14 protein-coding genes are annotated in these 22,164 nt (G+C 72.3%); 7 read left to right on the forward strand and 7 right to left on the reverse strand.

Annotated features, from left to right (window positions below; translation table 11 throughout):
* Positions 1–30: 30 nt before the first annotated feature.
* From hydA to ACGH7X_RS31765, 3 genes are all read left to right on the forward strand, one after another.
* Entirely contained in the window at positions 31–1,434 is a 1,404-nt protein-coding gene (gene hydA / locus ACGH7X_RS31755) for a dihydropyrimidinase (protein WP_399891620.1), read from the forward strand.
* A gap of 11 nt (positions 1,435–1,445) precedes the next feature.
* Positions 1,446–2,468, forward strand: coding sequence for a TIGR03842 family LLM class F420-dependent oxidoreductase (locus ACGH7X_RS31760; protein WP_399891623.1), 1,023 nt, complete (start codon positions 1,446–1,448; stop codon positions 2,466–2,468).
* 104 nt (positions 2,469–2,572) lie between these two features.
* A complete protein-coding gene (locus ACGH7X_RS31765) occupies positions 2,573–4,099 on the forward strand; it encodes an NCS1 family nucleobase:cation symporter-1 (RefSeq protein WP_399891625.1) in 1,527 nt (508 codons plus the stop codon).
* An 18-nt stretch (positions 4,100–4,117) separates the two neighbouring features.
* Here the strand turns inward: ACGH7X_RS31765 and ACGH7X_RS31770 are convergent, their stop codons facing one another.
* The 3 genes from ACGH7X_RS31770 to ACGH7X_RS31780 all read right to left on the reverse strand — a co-directional run bounded on the left by ACGH7X_RS31770 (position 4,118) and on the right by ACGH7X_RS31780 (position 6,748).
* Entirely contained in the window at positions 4,118–4,783 is a 666-nt protein-coding gene (locus ACGH7X_RS31770; protein WP_399891628.1) for a hypothetical protein, read from the reverse strand.
* Positions 4,784–4,916: 133 nt separating this feature from the next.
* Positions 4,917–5,738, reverse strand: coding sequence for a class I SAM-dependent methyltransferase (locus tag ACGH7X_RS31775; protein WP_399891631.1), 822 nt, complete (start codon positions 5,736–5,738; stop codon positions 4,917–4,919).
* Complete coding sequence (locus ACGH7X_RS31780; RefSeq protein WP_399891634.1) at positions 5,735–6,748, reverse strand: carboxymuconolactone decarboxylase family protein; 1,014 nt, start codon at positions 6,746–6,748, stop codon at positions 5,735–5,737. The genes ACGH7X_RS31775 and ACGH7X_RS31780 overlap by 4 nt, the downstream gene beginning before the upstream one ends.
* Before the next feature lie 167 nt (positions 6,749–6,915).
* On the opposite strand from ACGH7X_RS31780, the gene ACGH7X_RS31785 reads away from it, so the two are divergent.
* A complete protein-coding gene (locus ACGH7X_RS31785) occupies positions 6,916–8,028 on the forward strand; it encodes a sensor histidine kinase (protein WP_399891637.1) in 1,113 nt (370 codons plus the stop codon).
* Positions 8,025–8,699: a response regulator gene (locus tag ACGH7X_RS31790; protein WP_399891640.1), complete on the forward strand. Its 675-nt coding sequence runs from the start codon at positions 8,025–8,027 to the stop codon at positions 8,697–8,699. Before ACGH7X_RS31785 ends, ACGH7X_RS31790 begins: the two co-directional genes overlap by 4 nt.
* Positions 8,700–8,704: 5 nt before the next feature.
* Here ACGH7X_RS31790 and ACGH7X_RS31795 read toward each other — a convergent pair whose 3' ends face one another.
* From ACGH7X_RS31795 to ACGH7X_RS31810, 4 genes are all read right to left on the reverse strand, one after another.
* Positions 8,705–9,769, reverse strand: a complete 1,065-nt coding sequence (locus ACGH7X_RS31795; RefSeq protein WP_399891643.1) for a biotin/lipoate A/B protein ligase family protein — start codon at positions 9,767–9,769, stop codon at positions 8,705–8,707.
* On the reverse strand, positions 9,759–10,814 hold the full coding sequence (locus ACGH7X_RS31800) for a HAMP domain-containing sensor histidine kinase (RefSeq protein ID WP_399897466.1): 1,056 nt from the start codon (positions 10,812–10,814) through the stop codon (positions 9,759–9,761). Before ACGH7X_RS31800 ends, ACGH7X_RS31795 begins: the two co-directional genes overlap by 11 nt.
* Positions 10,815–11,002: 188 nt before the next feature.
* Positions 11,003–17,992: a glycoside hydrolase domain-containing protein gene (locus ACGH7X_RS31805; protein WP_399891646.1), complete on the reverse strand. Its 6,990-nt coding sequence runs from the start codon at positions 17,990–17,992 to the stop codon at positions 11,003–11,005.
* A 157-nt stretch (positions 17,993–18,149) separates the two neighbouring features.
* Entirely contained in the window at positions 18,150–18,992 is an 843-nt protein-coding gene (locus ACGH7X_RS31810; RefSeq protein ID WP_399891649.1) for a helix-turn-helix transcriptional regulator, read from the reverse strand.
* 239 nt (positions 18,993–19,231) lie between these two features.
* On the opposite strand from ACGH7X_RS31810, the gene ACGH7X_RS31815 reads away from it, so the two are divergent.
* Both ACGH7X_RS31815 and ACGH7X_RS31820 read left to right on the forward strand, forming a co-directional pair.
* Entirely contained in the window at positions 19,232–20,170 is a 939-nt protein-coding gene (locus tag ACGH7X_RS31815) for an SDR family oxidoreductase (RefSeq protein ID WP_399891652.1), read from the forward strand.
* Between the two features lie 142 nt (positions 20,171–20,312).
* Complete coding sequence (locus ACGH7X_RS31820) at positions 20,313–22,151, forward strand: gamma-glutamyltransferase family protein (RefSeq protein WP_399891654.1); 1,839 nt, start codon at positions 20,313–20,315, stop codon at positions 22,149–22,151.
* Positions 22,152–22,164 lie beyond the last annotated feature (13 nt).

The raw sequence follows: 22,164 nt of genomic DNA on the forward strand, positions 1-22,164 counted from the left end.
CCGGTGCCCCTGACAGGAGGGAACAGCAGCATGAGCAGCCGTACCGTCGTCCGCGGCGGCCTCGTCATCACCGCCTCCGACGAGCTCCACGCCGACGTCCTGATCGAGGACGGCCGCGTCGCCGCGCTCGCCGCGACCGGCACCCCGGCGGCCGAGGCGTTCACGGCCGAGAGGGTCGTCGACGCGAGCGGCAAGTACGTCATCCCGGGCGGCGTCGACGGGCACACCCACATGGAGATGCCCTTCGGCGGCACCTACGCCGCCGACACCTTCGAGACCGGCACCCGGGCCGCCGCCTGGGGCGGTACGACCACCATCGTCGACTTCGCCATCCAGAGTGTCGGGCACTCCCTGCGCGAGGGCCTGGACGCCTGGCACGCCAAGGCCGAGGGCAACTGCGCCGTCGACTACGGCTTCCACATGATCGTCTCCGACGTGAACCAGGAGACCCTCAAGGAGATGGACCTGCTGGTGGAGGAGGGGGTGACCTCCTTCAAGCAGTTCATGGCGTACCCCGGCGTCTTCTACTCCGACGACGGCCAGATCCTGCGGGCCATGCAGCGCGCCGCCGAGAACGGCGGGCTGATCATGATGCACGCCGAGAACGGCATCGCGATCGACGTCCTGGTCGAGCAGGCGCTCGCGCGCGGCGAGAGGGACCCCCGCTTCCACGGCGAGGTCCGCAAGGCCCTCCTGGAGGCCGAGGCCACCCACCGCGCCATCCGGCTCGCCCAGGTCGCCGGGGCGCCGCTGTACGTCGTGCACGTCTCCGCGACCGAGGCGCTCGCCGAGCTGACCCGGGCCCGCGACGAGGGCCTGAACGTCTTCGGCGAGACCTGCCCGCAGTACCTGTTCCTGTCCACCGACAACCTCGCCGAACCCGACTTCGAGGGCGCCAAGTACGTGTGCAGCACCCCGCTGCGCCCGCGCGAGCACCAGGCGGCGCTGTGGCAGGGGCTGCGGACCAACGACCTCCAGGTCGTCTCCACCGACCACTGCCCCTTCTGCTTCAGCGGCCAGAAGGAGCTGGGCCGCGGCGACTTCTCCAAGATCCCCAACGGCATGCCGGGCGTCGAGAACCGCATGGACCTGCTGCACCAGGCCGTCGTCGACGGGCACATCAGCCGCCGCCGCTGGATCGAGATCGCCTGCGCCACCCCGGCCCGCATGTTCGGCCTCTATCCGAAGAAGGGCACCATCGCGCCCGGCGCCGACGCCGACATCGTCGTCTACGACCCGCAGGCCGAGCAGGTCATCTCCGCCGAGACCCACCACATGAACGTCGACTACTCGGCGTACGAGGGCAAGCGGATCACCGGCCGGGTGGAGACCGTGCTCTCGCGCGGCGAACCGGTCGTCACCGAGCGGGAGTACACCGGGCGCAAGGGCCACGGCGTCTACACCCCGCGCTCCACCTGTCAGTACCTCAGCTAGGAGCCCCGCTCATGGACTTCGGACTCGTCCTGCAGACCGACCCGCCGGCCTCCCGCGTCGTCAGCCTGATGCAACGGGCCGAACGCAACGGCTTCAGCCACGGCTGGACCTTCGACTCCGCCGTGCTGTGGCAGGAGCCGTTCGTGATCTACAGCCAGGTCCTGGCCAACACCAGCACACTGAAGATCGGCCCGATGGTCACCAACCCGGGCACCCGCACCTGGGAAGTCACGGCCTCCACCTTCGCCACCCTCAACGACATGTTCGGCAACCGCACCGTCTGCGGAATCGGCCGCGGCGACTCCGCGATGCGCGTCGCCGGACGCAAACCCAACACCCTCGCCCGGATAAGCGAGGCCATCAAGGTCATCCGGTCGCTGGGCAGGGGAGAGGAGGCCGACCTCGGCGGCGGCACCGTCGTCAGGTTCCCCTGGGTGAAGCCGGGCGCCGAACTCCCGGTGTGGATGGCGGCCTACGGGCCCAAGGCGCTGAAGATGACCGGCGAGGAGGCCGACGGCTTCATCCTCCAGCTCGCCGACCTCTACCTGACCGAGTACATGGTCAAGGCCGTCCGGGACGCCGCCGAGGCCGCCGGACGCGACCCCTCGGAAGTGAGGATCTGCGTCGCCGCCCCGGCCTACGTCACCGCCGACGACTCGCCCGAGGCGCTCGCCCACGCGCGCGAGCAGTGCCGCTGGTTCGGCGGCATGGTCGGCAACCACGTGGCCGACCTCGTGTCCAAGTACGGTGCCCACACCGGCGCCGTACCCGACGAACTCACCGACTACATCAAGGCCCGAGAGGGCTACGACTACGCCCACCACGGGCGCAGCGGAAATCCCGACACGCAGTTCGTGCCGGACGAGATCGTCGACCGGTTCTGCCTGATCGGACCGGCCGAGAAGCACATCGAGAAGCTGACCGCCCTGCGCGCCCTCGGCGTCGACCAGTTCGCGCTGTACGACATGCACGACGCGCAGGAAGCCGTGATCGACACCTACGGCACGCGGGTCATCCCGGCCGTCAACGCCTGACCTCCCCCCTCTCCCGCTCGGGAGAGGGGCCCAGGGCGCACCCGCGCACCCCCCTCGGCACCGCCCGCACGGCCTCTCCCGTCCACCGCATGATTGGCCTGCCCATGACCGACACCGCGCCCACGGCCATACCGCCGTCCGCCCAAGTCACCCTCCCCGACGGGCGCGTGGAGCTCGCCCCGGGCTCCCCGCCGCCGAGCGGCCGCTACGCCAACGAGGACCTGCTGCCGGTCCCCGTCGGCAAGCGCACCTGGACCACGTACAACTTCTCCGCGCTGTGGGTCGGCATGGCCCACAACACGGCCTCCTGGACCCTCGCCTCCGGGCTCATCGCCGTCGGCATGGACTGGAAGCAGGCGGTGTTCACCATCGCCCTGGCCAACCTGATCGTGCTCGTCCCGATGCTGCTCACCGGGCACGCGGGGCCGAAGTACGGCATCCCCTTCCCGGTGTTCGCCCGCGCCTCCTTCGGTATCCGGGGCGCCAACCTGCCCGCCGTGGTACGGGCGTTGGTGGCGTGCGGCTGGTTCGGCATCCAGACCTGGATCGGCGGCGAGGCCATCTACTTCCTGGCCGGCAAGCTGATCGGCGACGGCTGGACGAACGCCGGCACGGTCGGCGGCTACGCCTGGACGATGTGGCTGTCCTTCGCGATCTTCTGGGCGATCCAGGTCGCCATCATCTACCGGGGCATGGAGACCATCCGCCGCTTCGAGAACTGGGCCGCGCCCTTCGTCCTCGTCGGCGCCTTCGTGATGCTGTGGTGGATGGCCGACAAGGCGGGCGGGTTCGGCCCGCTCTTCGACCAGCCGTCGAAGCTGGGCTGGGGCGCCGACTTCTGGAAGCTGTTCTGGCCCTCCCTGATGGGCATGATCGGTTTCTGGTCTACGCTGTCCCTCAACATCCCGGACTTCACCCGCTACGGGAAGAGTCAGAAGGCCCAGACCCGCGGTCAGGCCCTCGGACTGCCGACCACCATGACGCTGTTCGCGTTCCTGTCCGTGATGGTCACCTCCGGCTCGCAGGCGGTCTACGGGGAGGCCATCTGGGACCCGGTACAACTCGCCGCCAAGACGGACAACGTGGTGGGGCTGCTCTTCGCGCTGGTCACCATCCTGGTGGCGACCCTCTCCGTCAACATCGCCGCCAACCTGGTCTCACCGTCCTTCGACTTCTCCAACGTCGCACCGCGCAAGGTGAGTTTCCGGGCCGGCGCGCTCATCACGTCCGTCCTGGCCGTACTGATCTTCCCGTGGAAGCTGTACTCCGACCCGCAGGGCTACATCTTCACCTGGCTCGGCCTGGTCGGCGGGCTGCTCGGCACCGTGGCCGGCATCCTGATCGCCGACTACTGGATCCTGCGCCGCGCCCGACTCGACCTCACCGACCTCTACCGCCCGGGCGGACGCTACTGGTATGCCAACGGCTGGAACTGGCGGGCCGTCCTCGCCTTCGTCGTCGGCGGCGTCCTGGCCATCGGCGGCGCCGACTTCCACCCCCTGATCGACGGCCGACCGGTACCGTTCCTCGAACCGCTGGCCGACTACGGCTGGGCGGTGGGCCTCGGTACGTCCATGCTGCTGTACCTGGCGCTGATGCTCTCCCGTACCGGGACCCGGACGGCAGACTGACGCGTCCCTGGAGGACGGTCAGCCGGAACCGCCGTCCTCCAGGGCCGCCACCGCTTCCTTCGCCGCCTTGATGGCACCCTTGTTGATCTCGGTCGTACCCGGTGCCTTCTTCGACTCGAAGTCACTGCCGTTGTACGTGATCATCACCAGCGCGTTGGACGCGCGGACCAGGACGGTGCCCTCGCGGGTCTGCTGCTTGTCCTCGGTGGTGAGGTTCACGACCGAGTACGCGGCGTCGCCGAGCCCCGGCACCTCGCCGCCGCCGCTGCGGTCGGCGACCCGCTCCTTGTACGACTTCTGCGCCGCCTCGTCCGTCTCCATCACCTCGAAGGAGACGTCGAGCCAGCGGTAGTCGTAGCCCTTGAGCGCGTTCCAGGAACAGGTGCGGCGCACCTGGGTGTCCGTGGACGGGATCTCCTTGCCGGCCGCCTTGGCACCCGGCACCAGCGAGGTGACCGTCTTGCCGACCAGGCTCTCGCACGGTGCCGGGGAGGCGGGGTAGGTCTTCGTCGCCGCCTGCGTCGCCGGTGCGGAAGCGGACCGGTTGGTGGTGTCGGGCGGCGTCTTGTCCTTCGCGGCCGGCGACGTGTCCGGCCCGGAGGACAGCGCCCAGCCCGCCGTGGCGAGCACGGCGACCGGCGCCAGACGGGCGGTCAGGGCGAGCGGCAGGGGAAGAGAACGCACGGCGCACTTCTCGTGGGGGATGGTGCGGAGGGGTCCGCACGGCGGACGGGACGCCAGTGTCACACGAGTCCCGGTGGGGCGGAAGGGCGAACTCGGTGCGTGGCCGCGCCGTGACGCAGACGAACCGGAGTCCTCAGGGCCGCAGGGCCGTCACCAGCCACACGCCGGCCCGCAGGCGCACCCCCGTGTCGGTGGCGTACGGGCGCAGCGCCTCCTCCAAATCCGCGAGCCGCCCGGCTGGGAGCGCCCCACCGGGGTAGCGGGACAGCAGGAACTCGACGGCGTCCTGCACATCCCGGCCCCAGACCGCCTCCACGGTGACCGGGGTCACCGTCACGCGCTCGTATCCCGCGAGGACCTCGCGGATCCGGTCGGGGTCCGAGAGCGACGCCATCGCGGTCTGCGCGGCGACCACGTCGGGGCCGGGCTCCTCGTCGACGAGCCGCGCGAACAGGCCGAGCGTCCGCGCCTCTTCCGAGTGTTCCCCCGGAGGCCGCGGGCAGACGAACGCGAGCCGGCCGCGCGGCCGCAGCGCCCGCGCCAGATTGCGGAAGGCGGCGGCGTGATCCTCGAAGAACATCACCCCGCCCCGGCTGACGACCACGTCGTAACCGCCGGCCGGGAAGGGGTGCACCTGCGCGTCGGCGCACTCGTACGCGGCGTTCGCGACCCCCTCGGCGGCCGTGCCCGCGCGGGCACGCTCCAGCAGCGGCGCGGAGATGTCGACGCCGACGGCGTGCCCCGGGGCGGCGAGCCGCGCCGCGATCCGGGTCGTGGCGCCGGCCCCGCAGCCGACGTCCAGGACCCGGTCGCCGGGCGCGACGGCCGCGGCGTCGAACAGGGCGTCGTTCAACGGGGCCAGCATGGCGTCGTAGCGGGTCCGGTGAGTGGCCCAGTGGGTGCCCACGGGGCCGTTCCAGGCCTCGGCCTGGCGGGAGTTGGCGACGAGCGTCATGAGGTCTCCTTGGCCGTGGGCCGGGTGGCGGGTGCGGACAGGGCGCTCTCGATGCGGTCGACGGCGGCGAACGCGCCGTACGCGACGAGGTGCACCAGGCAGTGGTCGGTGTGCTCGGGCCGCCGCCAGGCCGCCACGTCCGCGTCCGTCATCCGGTACGGCGCGAGCGCGGCCAGCAGCGCCAGCCGCGCGCCCGGCCGGTCCCGGCGGTCGGGGAACGGGTCGCGGGACACCGGCGGGTGCGATCCGTCCCAGTCGCGCAGCGCGGCGCGTACGAGTGCCTGGTCGTCGGCGTCCAGGAGGCCGGCGCCCATCGTGGCGGCGGTGCTCAAAGCGGCGTACGCGGGGCCGACGGGCGTCCCCGCCGCCCACGCCGGTCCCCGGCCGGGGTCGTCCAGCAGGGGCAGGGAGGCGCCGGGCACGGCGGGGCGGCGCACGGTGCGGGACAGCGACCGGCCCGCCAGGCTGCGCACCGGACGCAGCCGCTGTGCGTCGGCCGGCAGCAGCCTCTCGGTCACCAGGGACGACACGACGCGGTTGATGAAGTGGAAGGCCAGCGCCGTGCCGAGGTAGCCGGGAGCCTCCTCGGGCGGGAACGGATACGGCTCCCGCACGGCCCCCGGGACACGGGTGCTCCGCGCCCAGTCGAGCACGCGCGCGTGCCGCTCGTCGGCCGGCTCCTGACCCCGGGCCAGCCGCTCGGCCAGCGCGTGGTCGCCGGTGGCGTGCAGCAGCAGGGTGTGCGCGTCCACGCAGAACCGGCACTTGTTGGCCTGCGACACCCCGAAGGCGGCGACCTCCTTGCCGGTCCGGTCGCCCGGTCCCGCGATCAGGGACTCGCGCATCAGCGCCCAGGCCGGGGCGACGAGAACGGGCGCGGAGGAGAGGACCACGAAGGGTGCGGGTTCGGGGATGCCGAAGTCCCGCGCGGCCTGTGCGTAGACCTCGGCGACGCGTCCGGTGGCCGCCTTCGGCGGCAGCGGTTCGGTGTGACGGAAGAGTGTGGGCATGGACAGCAGAGTGCGCCCCGGGGGCGCCCGCGGTCGTCGTACGGCCGGATGCGGTCGGCGCTGCGCCGCCGGGGTCCGGTCGGCAGGCCCACTACTTCACCGGGAGTAGTCCGCAAGCCGTCCACAGGGCCGACGCGGCTGTCGGCGGGGCCGTCTAGGGTGCGGGCATGAGTGGGCGTCGGATCGATCGCGGGCGGCTCGCCGACATGGTCCTGGCGGCCGTGGTCGGCGCCCTCGGCATGGGAGCCGCCGCCTTCGACGAGGACACCACGGCCCTCGACCACACGCTCATCGCCCTCGCCTCGGCCGCGCTCGCCTTCCACCGCGCCGCCCCGCGCGCCGTGCTGGCCGTCGCCACCGTGCTGGGCACGGCGTACGTCGTGCACGCCCACCCCGGGCCGCTGTCCGCACTGCCCGTCCTGGGCGCCGTGCACACCGCGGCCCGTGTCGGACACCGGGGCGTCGCGGCGGCCGGCAGCGCGGTGTTCCTGGCCGGGTACGTGGCCACCGGACCCGGCACGCAGAACGTGGCCGAGCGGGCCGGGCTGCTCGCGGGGTGGTTCCTGTGCGCCGTGGTGACCGGGCTCGCCGACCGCAACTGGCAGGCGTATCTGCGCCAGACCGAACAGCGCGCCCTGGAGGCGGAACGCACCCGCGAGGAGGTGGCCCTGCGCCGCGCCGGGGAGGAACGGCTGCGCATAGCACGCGAGTTGCACGACTCGCTCACGCACAGCATCTCCATCGTCAAGCTCCAGGCGGGCGTCGCCGTCCACCTCGCCCGCAAGCGCGGCGACGAGGTGCCGCCCGCGCTGCTCGCCATCCAGGAGGCCAGTGGCGAGGCGATGCGCGAACTGCGCTCCGCCCTCCAGGTGCTGCGCGCCGACGAACCGACCGGCACCCCGGCCCTGCTCGTGGAGCGGGCCCGCGCGGCGGGACTCGCCGTCGACCTGGCCGTCACCGGGGACGAGCGCCCACTGCCCCGGGCCGTCGACCGGGCCGCCTACCGCATCGTGCAGGAGGCCCTCACCAACGCGGCACGGCACGCCGGACCCGCGAAGGTGAAGGTCCGCATCGGCTACGGCACCGGGAACGAGGGGGAGTTGACGATAGACGTGGACGACGACGGAGCCGCCGATCCGGCCCGCCCACCGGTGCCGGGCACCGGTCTGACCGGCATGCGCGAGCGCGTGGCGGCACTCGGCGGCACCCTGTGCGCCGCCCCGCGCACGGAGGGCGGCTTCTCGGTGCGGGCACGGCTGCCGCTGGGGGAGACGGCATGAGTGGTGTCGTCCGGGTCGCGCTCGTCGACGACCAGGCGCTGATGCGGGCCGGCTTCCGGGCCCTGCTCGACGCCGAGGAGGGCATCGAGGTGGTCGGCGAGGCCGCCGACGGGGAGCAGGGGGTGGCGCTGGTGCGGGAGCAGGTGCCGGACGTGGCACTGGTCGACGTACAGATGCCGGTGATGACGGGCATCGAGGCCACCCGCCGCATCGCCGCCGACCCGGCCCTCGCCGCCGTACGCGTCGTCATCCTCACCAACTACGGCCTCGACGAGTACGTCTTCGAGGCGCTGCGGGCGGGAGCCAGCGGCTTCCTCCTGAAGGACACCGAGCCCGCCGACCTCCTCCAGGCCATCGAGGTGGTGGCGCACGGCGAGGCCCTGCTCTCCCCGTCGGTCACCCGCACACTGATCGGCGAGTTCGTCGCCCGGCCCCCGGACCGGTCCACCGCGCCCGGCCTGGACCGCCTCACCCGCCGCGAACGCGAGGTGACCGGGCTCGCCGCCCGCGGCCTGAGCAACGAGGAGATCGCCGCCCACATGGTGATCAGCCCGCTGACCGCCAAGACACACATCAGCCGCGCCATGACCAAGCTGGGCGCCCGCGACCGAGCCCAACTCGTCGTGTTCGCCTACGAGTCGGGGCTGGTCGCGGTGCGCGGCGCGTCCTAGGCCGCTCAGGGCACCCGCGCGGTCCACTCGGCGGAGGAGAACTTCGCGCGCGCCAACTCCCGGGCCCGCGACAGCTCTTCGTCGGTCACCATGCCCTGGCTCAGCCCGTACCGCCCGCCGAAGGAGGAGATCATCCGCTCGATCACGGCCTCGCGCGCCAGCCCGGTCTGCCGGCGCAGCGGGTCCACCCGCTTCTTCGCGGACCGCGTGCCCTTGTCGGACATCTTCTCCCGCCCGATCCGCAGCACCTCGAGCATCTTGTCCGCGTCGATGTCGTACGACATGGTCACGTGGTGCAGGACGGCACCGGGCCCGCCCCCGGGGCCCACGACGCGTTTCTGCGCGGCGCCCGCGATCTTGCCCTGGTCGGTGGCGATGTCGTTCAGCGGCTGGTACCAGGCGCGGATACCCATCTCGCCGAGTGCGCCGAGCACCCAGTCGTCCAGGTAGGCGTAGCTGTCCTGGAACGAGAGGCCCTGCACCAGCGCCTCCGGCACGGACAGGGAGTAGGTGATCGTGTTGCCGGGCTCCACGAACATCGCGCCGCCGCCGGAGACGCGGCGCACGACCTCGATGCCGTGCCGGGCGGCGCCCTCGGCGTCCACCTCGTTGCGCAGCGACTGGAAGCTGCCGATGATCACCGCCGGGGCGCCCCACTCCCACACCCGCAGTGTCGGCGGACGCCGGCCGGCGGCGACCTCGGCGGTCAGCACCTCGTCGAGGGCCATGTGCAGCGCGGGGGACTGGGGGCCTTCGTGGATCAGCTGCCAGTCGTAGTCCGTCCAGTCCGTGGCGTGCGCGAGGGCGCGGCGCACGGCGACACCGACGCCCTCCGAGGTCAGCCCGTACATCACGGTGCCCTCGGGCAGTGCCGCGTCGATCCGCGCGGCGAGTCCCGTCGCGTCGGTGTCCGCCGGGGCGCCCTCCAGCGCACGGTTCACGGCGTCCAGCGCCTCGTCCGGTTCCAGAAAGAAGTCGCCGGCCACGCGCACGTGCCGCAGCACGCCGTCCTCGGCCTCCACGTCCACGACGACCAGCTTGCCGCCGGGGATCTTGTATTCACCGTGCACTGTTCCGCCTCCGTTTCGCATCCGGAGACAACAGCGCGCCCGGCCGCCGTGTTCCCGCCCGCCGCGGGTCCCGGCCGGCCACCTGGTCCGCTCCCTCGGTCCGGTCGCCGGCGGGCACGGTCAGCCGCACCTCGCTCCCGCCCCCGGGCGCGGGGCCCACGACCAGGTCGGCGCCGATCAGCAGAGCGCGCTCACGCATGCCGCGGATACCGGCCCCCTCCGTCTCGTCGGAGCCGTCGATGCCCCGGCCGTCGTCGCGCACCCGCAGCTCCACGCCGTCCCCGGCCCGCTCCAGAGTGAGGAGCACCAGGCGCGCGTCGGCGTGCCGGGCCGCGTTGGTGAGGCCCTCCTGGGCGACCCGGTAGAGGACGAGATCCGCGTTGTCCCCGAGGTCGGGCAGGCCGGAGGCGATCTCGTGGCGCACGGTCAGCGACGGGCCGGTGAACTCGTCGGCAAGGGACCTGAGGGCGCTGGTCAGGCCCAGTTCCTCCAGGACCCCGGGAAGCAGGCGGCGGGCGATGCGGCGGATCTCGTCCAGGCTGGCCCGCGTGGTCTCCTGCACCTGCGAAAGCTGTTCGCGCACCGAGTCGGGGGCCTGGTCCGCGACCCGTTTGAGGTCCAGCAGTACGGCGGCGAGGGTCTGCCCCACCTCGTCGTACAGCTCCTGGGCGACACGGTGGCGCTCCGACTCCTGCGCGCTCAGCGTGCGGGCGGCACTCAGCGCGCGTTCGGCCTCCAGCCGGTCGAGCATGGTGTTGAAGGTGGTGATCAGCTCGGCGATCTCGCCGTCGCCGTCCACCTTCGGACGGATCCGCGGCCGCAGCAGGTCCGTCGTGGTCATGGCACGCGCGAGCTGCCGCAGCGGCCCGAGACCGATCCGCAGCAGCAGGACGTTGGCGATCAGTATCAGCACAAGCCCCACCGTGAGGATCGCGGCCTCGGTCAGCAGCACGGGCGTCGACACGGTGACCGGTCCCAGCAACAACGCCGTCGCGGCGACCAGCACCACGGCGTTGAACAGCGAGATCCTCCAGAACAAGGGCACCCGGTACCGCCTCTCCACCGCGCAGTCGTTCGCAGCAGCGTCCGTGACGGACGGCCCGGAGTCCATCGGTTCCGGCACCCATTTCGTCCGCCGCCACGCGCCGCCGCCACGCGCCACCGCCGCCGTGCGGCTGTGCCGTCACGGCGGCGGCGGTGCGCCTGTCGGGGGTCAGCGGGAGCCCGCCGAGATCACCCCCTGCCCGGTGCCCAGGGCATGTCCCGCGTCGCCTCCCACTCCCGGGCCGGCGACCAGAGCTGTCCACGACCGCCTACGGCACCGTGACCGCCTACGGCACCGTGACCGCCTACGGCACCATGACCGCCCACGGCGCCGCCACCGCCGGTCGCGGCCGAGCGGTGATCGTGGTCCGTCCGCTGGATCCCGACCGTGTAGGTCCGGGTGACCGCGCCGCTCGCCGAGGTCACCGTGATCGTGCGGGTGGTGAACCGGGACTGGGACGACGAGACGGTGGAACTGCCGTTGGTGACCTTCACCCGCGCGCCGGACGCGGCGGCCACGGCGCCGACGGCCGGGATCCTCCCGCGCTTCGGCCAGTCCACGACGTACGTGCTCACGTCCGGATCGAACCCGTCGATCGCGACGCCGCCCACGGTGATCGCGGAGGCGTCGGCGACACTGGCCTTCGTGGCGTCCGGGAAGTCAGTCACCGTGACCGACCCGTCGGCGTTGACCACCACGTCCGCCGCCATGGCCGCCGCCAGGTTGATCCGCTGCCAGCTCGGCCCGCCGGTCCCGGTGAGGTCGAGCGGGTACCCGGAGTCCGTCGCGGTCTGCTCCAGAACCTCGGTGCGCTGCTCGTCGGTGAGGTCGGGGAAGGCCGTGATGAGCAGCGCCGCCGCGTCGGACGGCGTGTCCAGCGCCTGACCGCCCTTGCCGACCTGGGAGAACCCGTACGACAGCCGCTGCGTGTACTGGTCGACGTGCTGGGTCGTGCTGAGGCCTGCGTAGGGGTCGCCCGCGCAGGCCGTGAGGGTGTCGCCGTATCCCTCCTTCGCGCACTGCGCGAGCAGCACGTTCTCGATCTCGGTGTGGGCCTGGGTCAGCAGCTCCCCGAAAGCGGGGTCCGCCCACCGGTGCGCGACGGTGGCCTGGGCGGTGACGCGGCCGCCCATGACGTCGAGCGGGTAGTGGAAGCCGAGGACGAGGCGGTTGTCCCCGTACTCCGAGGTCCGGGCGAGGATCGACGGTGCCAGGTCCGGCAGCAGCGTGGCGAGGATCGTCCCGGCCTCGTAGCCGCCGTAGGTGTGGCCGCTCGGGTAGGAGCCCTGCCCCGCGAGGCCGCTGTACGAGCTGTCCTGCGACTCGTACACGGCGCCGCCGTCACCGGCGAAGCCGAGCCGCACGTACGGGCGCAGGTAGTCGTAGTGGTTCTTCGCCGCGTCGTGGGTGTCGAGGTTCTTGGTGACGCGGGAGAAGAGCGCGCTGGTCTTGGGCAGTTGGCCCTCCTCCAAGGCGTCGCGGTAGATCGGGCCGAGCCGGGAGCCGAGGCCGTCGGCCATGGTGACGGTGGCGCTGTTCGTGGCGTCCACCTCGGCCCGGTCGACCTGCTTCTGCGACGCCGCGTTGTTGACGCGCACGGTGATCTTGTCGTTCTCCGCGCTGAGCGGGGAGCCCGCGGGCAGCTCGGTGTTGGCGCCGAGGGTGCCGGCGGGGAGGTCGTCGAAACCGCTGAGGAGCTTGTTGAAGTAGTCGGTCCCGTCGTCGGTCTTCGGCCACGCGTCCGACGCGTACGTCGCGTTGAGCACGTCGTCCGGGAAGGGGGACGGCTCGTAGTCCGCCGGGACGGCGCCGGCGGAGTCGGAGGCGGTGGAGGACCCGGTCGTGGTCGTGGTCGTGGTGGTCGACCCGGCCGCCGGGTCGGGGTCCGCCGAGGTGCCGGCCAGGGTGACGGCGGTCACGGTGGCGGTGTGGGTCCTCGCCTTGCCCGCGGTGGCGAGGAGCGCCGAGTCCGTGGTGCCGGACACGTGCGCGGTGGTTCCGTCGTCGAGCGCGACGGTGTAGCCGATGACCGGGAATCCGCCGTCGCCGGCGGACCGCCAGGTCACCCGGACCCGCTTGCCGTCGGTGACCACGCCCGTGACGGTCGGCGTCTGAGGCCTGTTGTCGCCCGTGACGGAGGGCCGGGTGGCGGCGCTCGGAGCCGAGTCGCCGAGGGCGTTGACCGCCCGGATCCGGGCCGTGTACGACGTACCGGACCTCAGCCGGGTGAACACCGTGCTCCGGCTGTCCGGATCGGCGATCTCGACCTGGTGACCACCGCTGAGGGTGACCTCGTAGCCCGTGACCGGCGAACCCCCGTCGTCCTTCGGAGCGGACCAGGCGACCTTCACGCTCGAGCCGGACGGGGTCGCCGACACCGCGTCGGGCGCGCTCGGCACCGTCCTGCGCTTCGTGGTGAGCCCGGACATGGCGCGCTCGAGCGCCGTGTGGCGCGTGGTGAGGGTGCCGTCCGTCGCCGCCTCGTCGGCGACTGCGGCCTCGGCCCGGGTGAGCGCCTTGGTGAACGCCGACCAGGACGCCTGCGTGTAGCGCTCGTCGCCGAGGGCGGACGCGGTGGCGACCAGGTTCTCCAGCCTGAGCCTCGGGAGCGGGACCAGCTGGTTGGCGGCGAGGGTGAGGCTCCGGGTCCGCAGGTCGACCTCGAGCTGCGTCGCGTCGTCGGCGCCCAGGAGGGTACGGGCGGCGGCGAGTTCGCGCCGGAACACACCGAAGTCGATCGTGCCGTACCGGTCCGCGTCGTCGGACAGCCCCTCGTACTGGTCGACCGCCTTGCGCAGCGCGGACAGGTCCGTCTCGGCGGGCGCCTCGACGTGGTCGAAGGTGACCTGACCGAGGTTGGCGACGTACGGGTGCGAGGCGTCCGCGTTCGTCGTCAGCCGCAGATGCACGGCGTGCGTGCCGGTGATCCCCTCGGGCAGGGTCAGACTGGTCGTCCCTCCCGACGACCACGAGCTGCCCGTGACCGGCAGCGGGACGGTCGCGTACGGAGTACCCGGGGCGTGCGCGTCGAAGGAGTCCAGGTAGAGCTGGACGGCGGAACCGGTGCCGCAGCGGGCGGAGTTGTTGACGTAGGTGAGGGTGAGGGTGTTCTTCGGCGAGTCGCCGAAGTCGATGTCCCCGTAGTCGAGCCAGGCCCCGTCGTAGGTGCCGCCGAGGCTGGTGGCGGAACCGGCGTCGCTCCAGGTGGCCGGCTCGCTCTTGAGCCCGCCGCCGCTGCCCGCCTCGAACGCCGTGGCGTCGAACACCACCGGGGCGTCCGCCTCCCGCGTCAGGGTGAGCGAGTGGACGTTGGCCACGTAGGGCTGGGCGTCGGTCTGGGTGCTGGAGACGAAGACGGCGTACACGTCCTGGACGCCCTCGAAGACGTCCGGGTCGAGCCGCACGCTGGTGGTGGAGACCGTTCCCCAGCCGGAGCCGGTGTAGTCGAGGGGGATCGTGACGGCCGTCGGGCCGTCCTTCGAACCCAGGCGCAGTTCGATGTGCGAGTCCGACGCCGCGCGGGAGCGGGGCTTGTCGTAGCTGACGGCGACGGTGTCGGCGCCGTCACCCAGGCCGGTGTCCCGCCACTCGGCCCACGCGCCGTTCGTCACGTTCTCGAAGACGCCGCCCGACACCTTCAGCGGCAGCGAACCGTCCCCGGTCGCCGCGGTGTTGGCCGTGGTCAGCGTGGCGAGTGTCGTGGTCGGGGAGGTCGACGAGGACTGGTCGGGGGAGAACTGGAACCAGTCGAAGTTCGACACCCACTGCCGTCCGGCCGGGGCGTGGAACACGAACGTCGCGCTCGACGCGTCCAGCAGGGCGGCCGGGTCGGTGACCGCCGCCCGCACCGTGGTGTAGTACTGCCAGCCGCCGGTGCCGGGCAGTTGGACGGTGGCGACGACGGGCCCGTCGGCGTCTCCGGCGTGGATGTCGACGCTGCTCGGTTCCGCCGTCGTGGCCTGCGAGTTGGCATAGCGCACGGAGACGCTGCGCGGCGCGACCCCGCCGAAGTCGAGGTCGCTGAACTGCTCCCACGACCCCTCGGTGACGCCGCCGAGGTCGCCGTCCGAGTAGTACGCCTCCTTCACGAGGCTGGGGCCCTCCATCCGGTCGGGGTCCTCGGCCTGGAGGACGGCGTAGCCGCCTTCGTCGAGGGTGAGCGCGTCGACGGCGGACCGCAGCGCGTCGTGCGCGGCCATGAGCGTGCCCGTCGCCGAGCCGGAGTCCGCGAGGACGGTCCGCGCGCGCTCCAGCGCCGCCCGGAACACGCTGTAGGAACCCTCGGAGTAATTGCCCTCGCGCACCAGCGACGCCTCGTCGGCGAGTGCGTCGAGGCTCTTGCGATGCACCGCCGCGGCCGAGACGACCAGCGGGTCGGTCACCGACACCCCGGTGCCGCTCACCGTCGAGGCCGGTACGCCGTGGGCGAAGGCCCGGTCGCGGAAGGTGAGGCCGACGCGCACGTCGGTCTTCGTGGTGCCGGTGAGCTTCAGCGACGCCGTACGTCTGCCGGTGACCCGCAGGTCGGCCTCGAGACCGTCGGGGAGGCCGGTGACGCTCGCCGCGCCGGTCCGGGTGAGGCTGGTCCCCTTGCGTGCGGCGAACGACGCCCTGCCGGACAGGCGGAGCTCGACGCGCGCGTCGACGGTGCCGTCCGCGGCCGTGTCGACGCTGTCCGGGCGGGCGGAGACGACGGTCGTGCCCTTGCCTGGTCCGGAGCCGTCACCGTCGTCGCCGGTGTCGGTGTTCAGCGAGTACGCGGGCTCGCCGCGGGCGCCCCACGAGGACGGCTTGGAGCCCATGTCGAACTTCAGGGTCCCGCCGGAGACGATCTGCGAGTAGTCGAGCCACGTGTTCGAGAACCGCTTGCCGTCGAGCGTCGCGCCCTGCACGTAGTAGTTGCTCGGCGAGACTCCGTCGGCCTTCACCGTGAACTCGGCGCCGTTGGCGTAGCTGATCGTCGTGGAGTCGAAGAAGGGGCTGCCGATCTGGAACTGGCTGGAGCCCGCGGTCACCGGGAACAGCCCGAGGGCGGCGGCGACGAACATGGTCGACATGGTGCCGGCGTCGTTGTCCATGGTCGGCAGGAAGCCGTCGGGGGCGAGTTCGTAGACCTTGGTCTTGACGGGCGGCCTGAACTCGCCGCCGGAGCTGGGCGCTTCGTTCGTGGAGCCCGTCGCGATGTACCGGTTCCAGGTCTCGCCGGTGTAGATGGCGCGCACCCACTTCTGCGTCAGGCTCGGCTCGCCGACGTAGTTGAAGAGGTAGGGGGCCTGGAGGTCGATCTCGTTGGCGTTGGAGTGCAGCATGGCCGAGCCGTCGTCGGCGTCCGAGTCCTCGCCGAACATGTGCCGGATCGCCGCCCTGCCGGCCTTCTCACCGCCCATGGCCTCGATGAGACCGCCCATGTCGTAGGCGTCGTACCAGTGGTACTGCCAGAGGGTGCCCTGGTAGAGCTTGGCCTCCTCGAACTTCTCGTAGTCGACGCCCTGCCAGTCGCCCTCGCCGTCGCGCGGGGTGAGCAGACCGACCTCGGTGCCGTCGGCCGCCGTCCAGGCGCCGGGCTTGACGAGGTTGTCGATCGCCATGGTCGCCTGCTCGCGCAGCTTCTTCGCGTCCGCGTCCTCACCGAGCGCGTCGGCGATGACGGAGAGCGCCCACTGGTCGTAGCCGCGCTGGACCGTCGTACCGGGGTCACCGGTGACGTATCCCTGCCGCAGCTGCGTCCCCGTGTAGTAGCCGGTGTACGACTTCAGCGCCGGGTAGGCCTCGTCGAGACGGTCGAAGTTCTTGTAGCCCTTCGACACCGCGTCGGCGATCACCACCGCCGAGCGTTCCCAGCGCACGGTCGGCACCGAGTGGGTGAGGCTGCCGAGGCTCTTGCCGGAGGCGTGCGCGTCGGCGAAGAGGATGACGGCGGACTGCACCATGTCCCGGTAGGTGGCCGGGTCGATGTAGGCCTCGACGGAGTACTTGCGGAAGTCGTCCCAGGTGGACCAGCCGTCGTAGTACGTGAAGCCGTTCGCCTTGTGCACCGCGCCGTCCACGCCCCGGTACGTTCCGCTGGTGCTGGTGGCGTTCACCGGCAGCGCGTACATGCGGTACAGGTGCGTGTAGAACTGCTTGGTGAGGCTCGAGTCAGGGTCGGCCTTTTTCGAGGCCTTGACGGCGACGGCGCCGAGCGTGCTGTTCCAGTCCGCCTTCGCCTGCGCCCGCACCTCGTCGAACGTGCGGCCCCGCACCTCGCTGTGCTGGTCGGTCGCGGCCTGTTCGGCGCTGATCGGCGACAGCGTGACGCGCAGTTCGATGTCGTCGCCGTCGGCCTTGCCGAACCCGAGGACGGCCCCGGTGTCGGTGCCGTCCCGCGAGGTCGCGTCGCTCAGCGTGCCGTCGTCGCCCCAACTGCGCAGGGACGTCACGGGGGCGTTCGTGGTGGCGTAGTAGTACAGGCGGTACGAGGCGCCGTTGAACGACCCCGCGATCAGTCCGCTGATCGCGGTGGTCCCGTCCTTCAGCGTCGTCGCGTCCAGGGTCGCGCGGGTGCGGCTGGTGAAGTTGTTGGCGAGGTCGAGGACGAGCTGGGGCTCGGCACCGTCGGGGAAGCTGTACCGCTCGAGCGCCGTGCGCGTCGTCGCGGTCATCTCGGCGTCGATGGTCCCGGAGGGGGCCCCGAGGCCCACCCGGTAGTAGCCGGGCGTCGCGGTCTCGTCGTCGTGGCTGTACGGGTGCGCGTACGTGCCGGTGGCCGGGCGGCTGTCGTACCGCTCGGACGTCGGGACGACCAGCAGGTCGCCGCCGCCGCCCGAACCGCCCACGCCGTCCAGGTTCGTGGCGGTGAACCCGGCGATGTGGTCCTCGTTGTAGTCGTACCCGGAGTGGTTGCGGCCGGGGGTGGTCATCGGGTTGACCTTGGCCAGGCTGTGCGGGGCCTGCGCGCCGGGCAGGTCGTTGCCGTCGTCACCGGCGGTCGACACGAACGGGTCGACCAGCTTCGTGTAGTCCGTCCCGCCGGACGCGTCCCCGGAAGCGGACGCGGACGTCGCGGGTACGGCCGCGGCGGTGCCGCCGCTCGTCAACACGCCGAGGCCGAGCGCCCCGGCGAGCACCGCGGCGACCGTCGCGCGCAGGGCTCGGGGTCTGGCCGGCCGTATCGGTGGTCTCTTGGATCTGTCAGGCATGACGAGCACGGACCCTTTCCCCTGAGGACAACGTTGTCAACCGACACCCGAAGCGCGCGCCTCGGTAAACGCATCCACCATCACATAGGGAGAAGTCATACAACGGGGAAACAGAGTTCGTACAGAGTCTTCACGCGAACACCCGCGTCGGAGTCGGTCAGCCCACCGTCTGGCTGCCGATGACGGAGAGCAGCCGCAGCCTGTCGTAACTCTCGGAGCCGGGGGTTGCGGTGTAGACGAGCAGAAGGTGCGACTGGTCGGGGTCGACGAGGGTCTGGCAGTGCAGTTCCAGGGGGCCGACCTCCGGGTGGAGGAAGTGCTTGACGTGGCTGGGGCGGACGCCCACCTCGTGCGTGTCCCACAGGCTCCGGAACTCCTCGCTGCGCTCCAGGAGGAGGTCGGCGTAGTGGGCCGCCCGGGAGCCCGGCCCCCGCACGGTGGCGATCTGGCGCAGTCCGGACGCGAACACGCGGGAGAGCAGGGCGTGTTCCTCCGGTGCGTACAGCGCGCGGGTGGCCGGCAGGGTGAACCAGCGGAAACCGATGCTCCGTTCCGGTCCGGTGAAGTCCGTGGTGTCCCCGGTCAGGGCCACGCCGAGCGGGGTCTGGCGCAGGGTCTCCCCGAGTTCGGTGACGATCTCGGCGGGGGTGTCCGCCAGGCGGTCGAGGATACGCAGCAGGCCGGGGCCGACGTGTTCGCCGACCGTGCCGCGGACGGGCGGGTTGTGCCCGGCCAGACGGAACAGATGGTCGCGCTCGTCCAGCGACAGGTGCAGGCCCTGGGCGATCGAGGCGGCCATCTGCTCGGAGGGCTGCGGGCCGCGCCGCCGCTCCAGACGCGCGTAGTAGTCGGTCGACATGTTGCACAGCGCCGCGACCTCCTCGCGGCGCAGACCACTGGTCCTGCGGCGCTGTCCCCGCGGGAGTCCGACGTCCTCGGGCTGCAGCAGCTCCCGCCTGCGCCGGAGGAAGGCGGCCAGCCCGGTCCGGTCGATCTCCATGGGGTCCTCTCCTCGGTGCCGCTTCTCTTTCTACCGCCGCCGCGGGCGCCCAGCCACGGACGGCCGATCCCCCTCTCCGGCACCCGGCGGCCCCCAGCCTGTCCGGAAAAGGGACCTGACCTGCGCGGACGGCACCCTGGCGCCGTACCTCGGCCCCGCTATCAGGGGATCGGCAGGCCCTGCACCGGCACCGCGGATTCGGTGACGGTGGAGGCAACGACGCCACGAGGGAGCGAACCATGCCACGCACCGACTTCGACATCACCGTCCCCGATCAGTCCGGCAAGCGCGCGGTCGTCACCGGCGCGAGCGACGGCATCGGACTCGGCATCGCGACCCGCCTCGCGGCCGCCGGCGCGGAGGTGCTCCTGCCGGTCCGCAACCCGCGCAAGGGCGAGGCGGCACTCGAAGCGATCCGCGCGGGGGTGCCCGGCGCGGACGTCTCGCTGCGCACGCTGGACCTGTCCTCGCTCACGTCCGTGGCCGCGCTGGGCAAGACCCTGCTGGTGGAGGACCGCCCGATCCACCTGCTCGTCAACAACGCCGGCGTCATGACACCGCCCGAGCGCCAGACGACCGCGGACGGATTCGAGCTGCAGTTCGGCACCAACCACCTCGGCCACTTCGCCCTCGTCGCCCACCTGCTGCCGCTGCTGCGGGCCGGCCGGGCACGCGTGACGTCACAGGTCAGCGTCGCGGCGAACCAGAACGCCATCAACTGGGACGACCTGAACTGGGAACGCTCCTACGACGGCAGGCGCGCCTACAGCCAGTCGAAGATCGCGTTCGGACTCTTCGGCCTGGAACTCGACCGCCGCAGCGCGGCCGGTGACTGGGGCATCACCAGCAACCTGTCCCACCCGGGCGTCGCCCCCACGAGCCTGCTCGCCGCCCGCCCCGAACTGGGCCGTACCGAGGACACCCTGGGCGTACGCGTCATCCGCGCCCTGTCCGCCCGCGGCATCCTCCTCGGCACGGTCCGCACCGCGCAGCTCCCCGCGCTGTACGCGGCCACGTCGCCGCAGGCCGGACGCGGGGAGTTCTACGGCCCCAGCGGCCCGGGCCACCTCGGCGGCCCGCCCGCGCGGCAGAAGCTCTACGGCCGGCTGCGCGGCACGGACGACGCCCGTCGGATCTGGGAACGGTCCGAGGAGCTGGCCGGGGTGCGCTGCGCGTGACGGTGCGGGGGCGGGGCCGGTGCGGGTGTGGTCAAACGGTGCGGGTGTTGGGGGACGGTGCAGTGGAACGACGCATTCCCCCCGGGCCCCGTTGTGATGTTGGATGGGCCGACGCGACGTATACAAGCACCGAGGTCCCCCTATGCAGTTCACGACCCGCCCCACCCTCCAGGGCACCTTCGGCATGGTGTCCTCCACCCACTGGCTCGCCTCGCAGTCGGCCATGGCCGTACTGGAGGACGGGGGCAACGCCTACGACGCCGCCGTGGCCGGTGCCTTCGTGCTGCACGTCGTCGAGCCGCACCTCAACGGGCCCGCCGGAGAGGTGCCGATCCTGCTCGCGCCGGCGGACGGCGAGGTACGGGTGCTGTGCGGGCAGGGCGTGGCGCCGGCCGGGGCGACGGTCGCGCACTACAAGGGCCTCGGTCTGGACCTCGTCCCCGGCACCGGGCCGCTCGCCGCCGCCGTGCCCGGTGCCTTCGACGCCTGGCTGCTCCTGCTGCGCGACCACGGCACCAGGTCACTGGCCGAGGTGCTGAAGTACGCCATCGGCTACGCCGAGCACGGGCACGCGCCCGTGGAGCGCGTCGCGGAGACCGTCGAGACCGTCCGCGAACTCTTCGAGACCGAGTGGACGTCCTCGGCCGAGGTCTACCTGCCGGACGGGCACCCGCCCCGCCCCGGCGAGCTGTTCCGCAACCCCGCCCTCGCCGCGACCTGGAAACGGCTGCTGGCCGAGGTCGCCGGCGCGGGGGACCGGGAGGCGGAGATCGACGCGGCCCGGGAGACCTGGCGCTCCGGGTTCATCGCCGAAGCCCTCGTACGGCAGGCCGGGCGGCCCACCAAGGACACCAGCGGCGAACACCACACCGGCACCCTGACCGCCGCCGACCTCGCCGGCTGGTCCGCCCACTACGAGGCCCCCGCGACCTACGACTGGAACGGCTGGACCCTGTGCAAGGCCGGCCCGTGGAGCCAGGGCCCCGTCCTGCTCCAGCAGTTGGCGCTCCTTCCGCCCGAACTGCCCGCTCACGGCTGCGCCGACTACGTCCATCTGCTGGTCGAGGGCTGCAAGCTCGCCATGGCCGACCGGGAGGCCTGGTACGGCGACGCGCACGGCGCCCACGAGGTGCCCCTCGAAGACCTGCTGTCGCCGCGGTACAACGCCGAGCGGCGGCGACTCGTCGGCGAGAAGGCGTCCTTCGAGCTGCGGCCCGGCGCTCCCGGCGGGCGCACCCCGCGGCTCAGCGCGCACGCGCTCGTCGCGGCCGTGGAGGGCGAGGGCCTCGACGCCCTGGGAGTCGGCGAGCCGACGGTCGCCAAGAGCCCGACGTCCCCCGTGCCGGGCGAACCGGACGTCGCCGCCGACGGGGGCACCCGCGGCGACACCTGCCACCTCGACATCGTGGACCGCTGGGGCAACATGGTCTCGGCCACGCCCAGCGGCGGCTGGCTCCAGTCCAACCCCGTCGTACCCGAACTGGGCTTCCCGCTCGGCACCCGGCTCCAGATGACGTGGCTGGAGGAGGGCCTGCCCAACTCACTCACGCCGGGCCGCCGGCCGCGGACCACGCTCACCCCCTCCGTCGCCCTGCGCGACGGGGTGCCCGTCATGGCGTTCGGCACGCCCGGCGGCGACCAGCAGGACCAGTGGCAGCTGCACTTCTTCCTGTCGGTCGCGCTCCGTGCACGGGTGCGTGGCGGTCTCGACCTCCAGGGTGCCATCGACGCCCCGAACTGGCACAACGACAGCTTCCCCGGGTCCTTCTTCCCGCGCGGCATGCGGGCGGGCGGCGTCACCGTGGAGTCCCGCATGCCGGCCGAGGTCGTCGAGGAGCTGCGCCGCCGCGGGCACGACGTCACGGTGGGCGAGGCGTGGTCGGAGGGCCGGCTGTGCGCCGTCGCGCGGGACCCGGAGACGGGCGTGCTGTCGGCGGCGGCGAACCCGCGCGGCATGCAGGGGTACGCGGTCGGCCGCTGACCCCGCACCGGGT

Origin of the sequence: Streptomyces sp. BBFR51 (genome assembly GCF_044591655.1) — a bacterium.
GTDB lineage: Bacteria > Actinomycetota > Actinomycetes > Streptomycetales > Streptomycetaceae > Streptomyces.

Excerpts from the sequence above, each read along its gene's own strand:
- ACGH7X_RS31765 (WP_399891625.1), top strand. The coding sequence starts at position 2,573 with ATGACCGACACCGCGCCCACGGCCATACCGCCGTCCGCCCAAGTCACC.
- ACGH7X_RS31820 (WP_399891654.1), top strand. The coding sequence starts at position 20,313 with ATGCAGTTCACGACCCGCCCCACCCTCCAGGGCACCTTCGGCATGGTG.
- ACGH7X_RS31790 (WP_399891640.1), top strand. The coding sequence starts at position 8,025 with ATGAGTGGTGTCGTCCGGGTCGCGCTCGTCGACGACCAGGCGCTGATG.
- ACGH7X_RS31815 (WP_399891652.1), top strand. The coding sequence starts at position 19,232 with ATGCCACGCACCGACTTCGACATCACCGTCCCCGATCAGTCCGGCAAG.
- ACGH7X_RS31760 (WP_399891623.1), top strand. The coding sequence starts at position 1,446 with ATGGACTTCGGACTCGTCCTGCAGACCGACCCGCCGGCCTCCCGCGTC.
- hydA (WP_399891620.1), top strand. The coding sequence starts at position 31 with ATGAGCAGCCGTACCGTCGTCCGCGGCGGCCTCGTCATCACCGCCTCC.
- ACGH7X_RS31810 (WP_399891649.1), bottom strand. The coding sequence starts at position 18,992 with ATGGAGATCGACCGGACCGGGCTGGCCGCCTTCCTCCGGCGCAGGCGG.
- ACGH7X_RS31785 (WP_399891637.1), top strand. The coding sequence starts at position 6,916 with ATGAGTGGGCGTCGGATCGATCGCGGGCGGCTCGCCGACATGGTCCTG.
- ACGH7X_RS31775 (WP_399891631.1), bottom strand. The coding sequence starts at position 5,738 with ATGACGCTCGTCGCCAACTCCCGCCAGGCCGAGGCCTGGAACGGCCCC.
- ACGH7X_RS31805 (WP_399891646.1), bottom strand. The coding sequence starts at position 17,992 with ATGCCTGACAGATCCAAGAGACCACCGATACGGCCGGCCAGACCCCGA.
- ACGH7X_RS31780 (WP_399891634.1), bottom strand. The coding sequence starts at position 6,748 with ATGCCCACACTCTTCCGTCACACCGAACCGCTGCCGCCGAAGGCGGCC.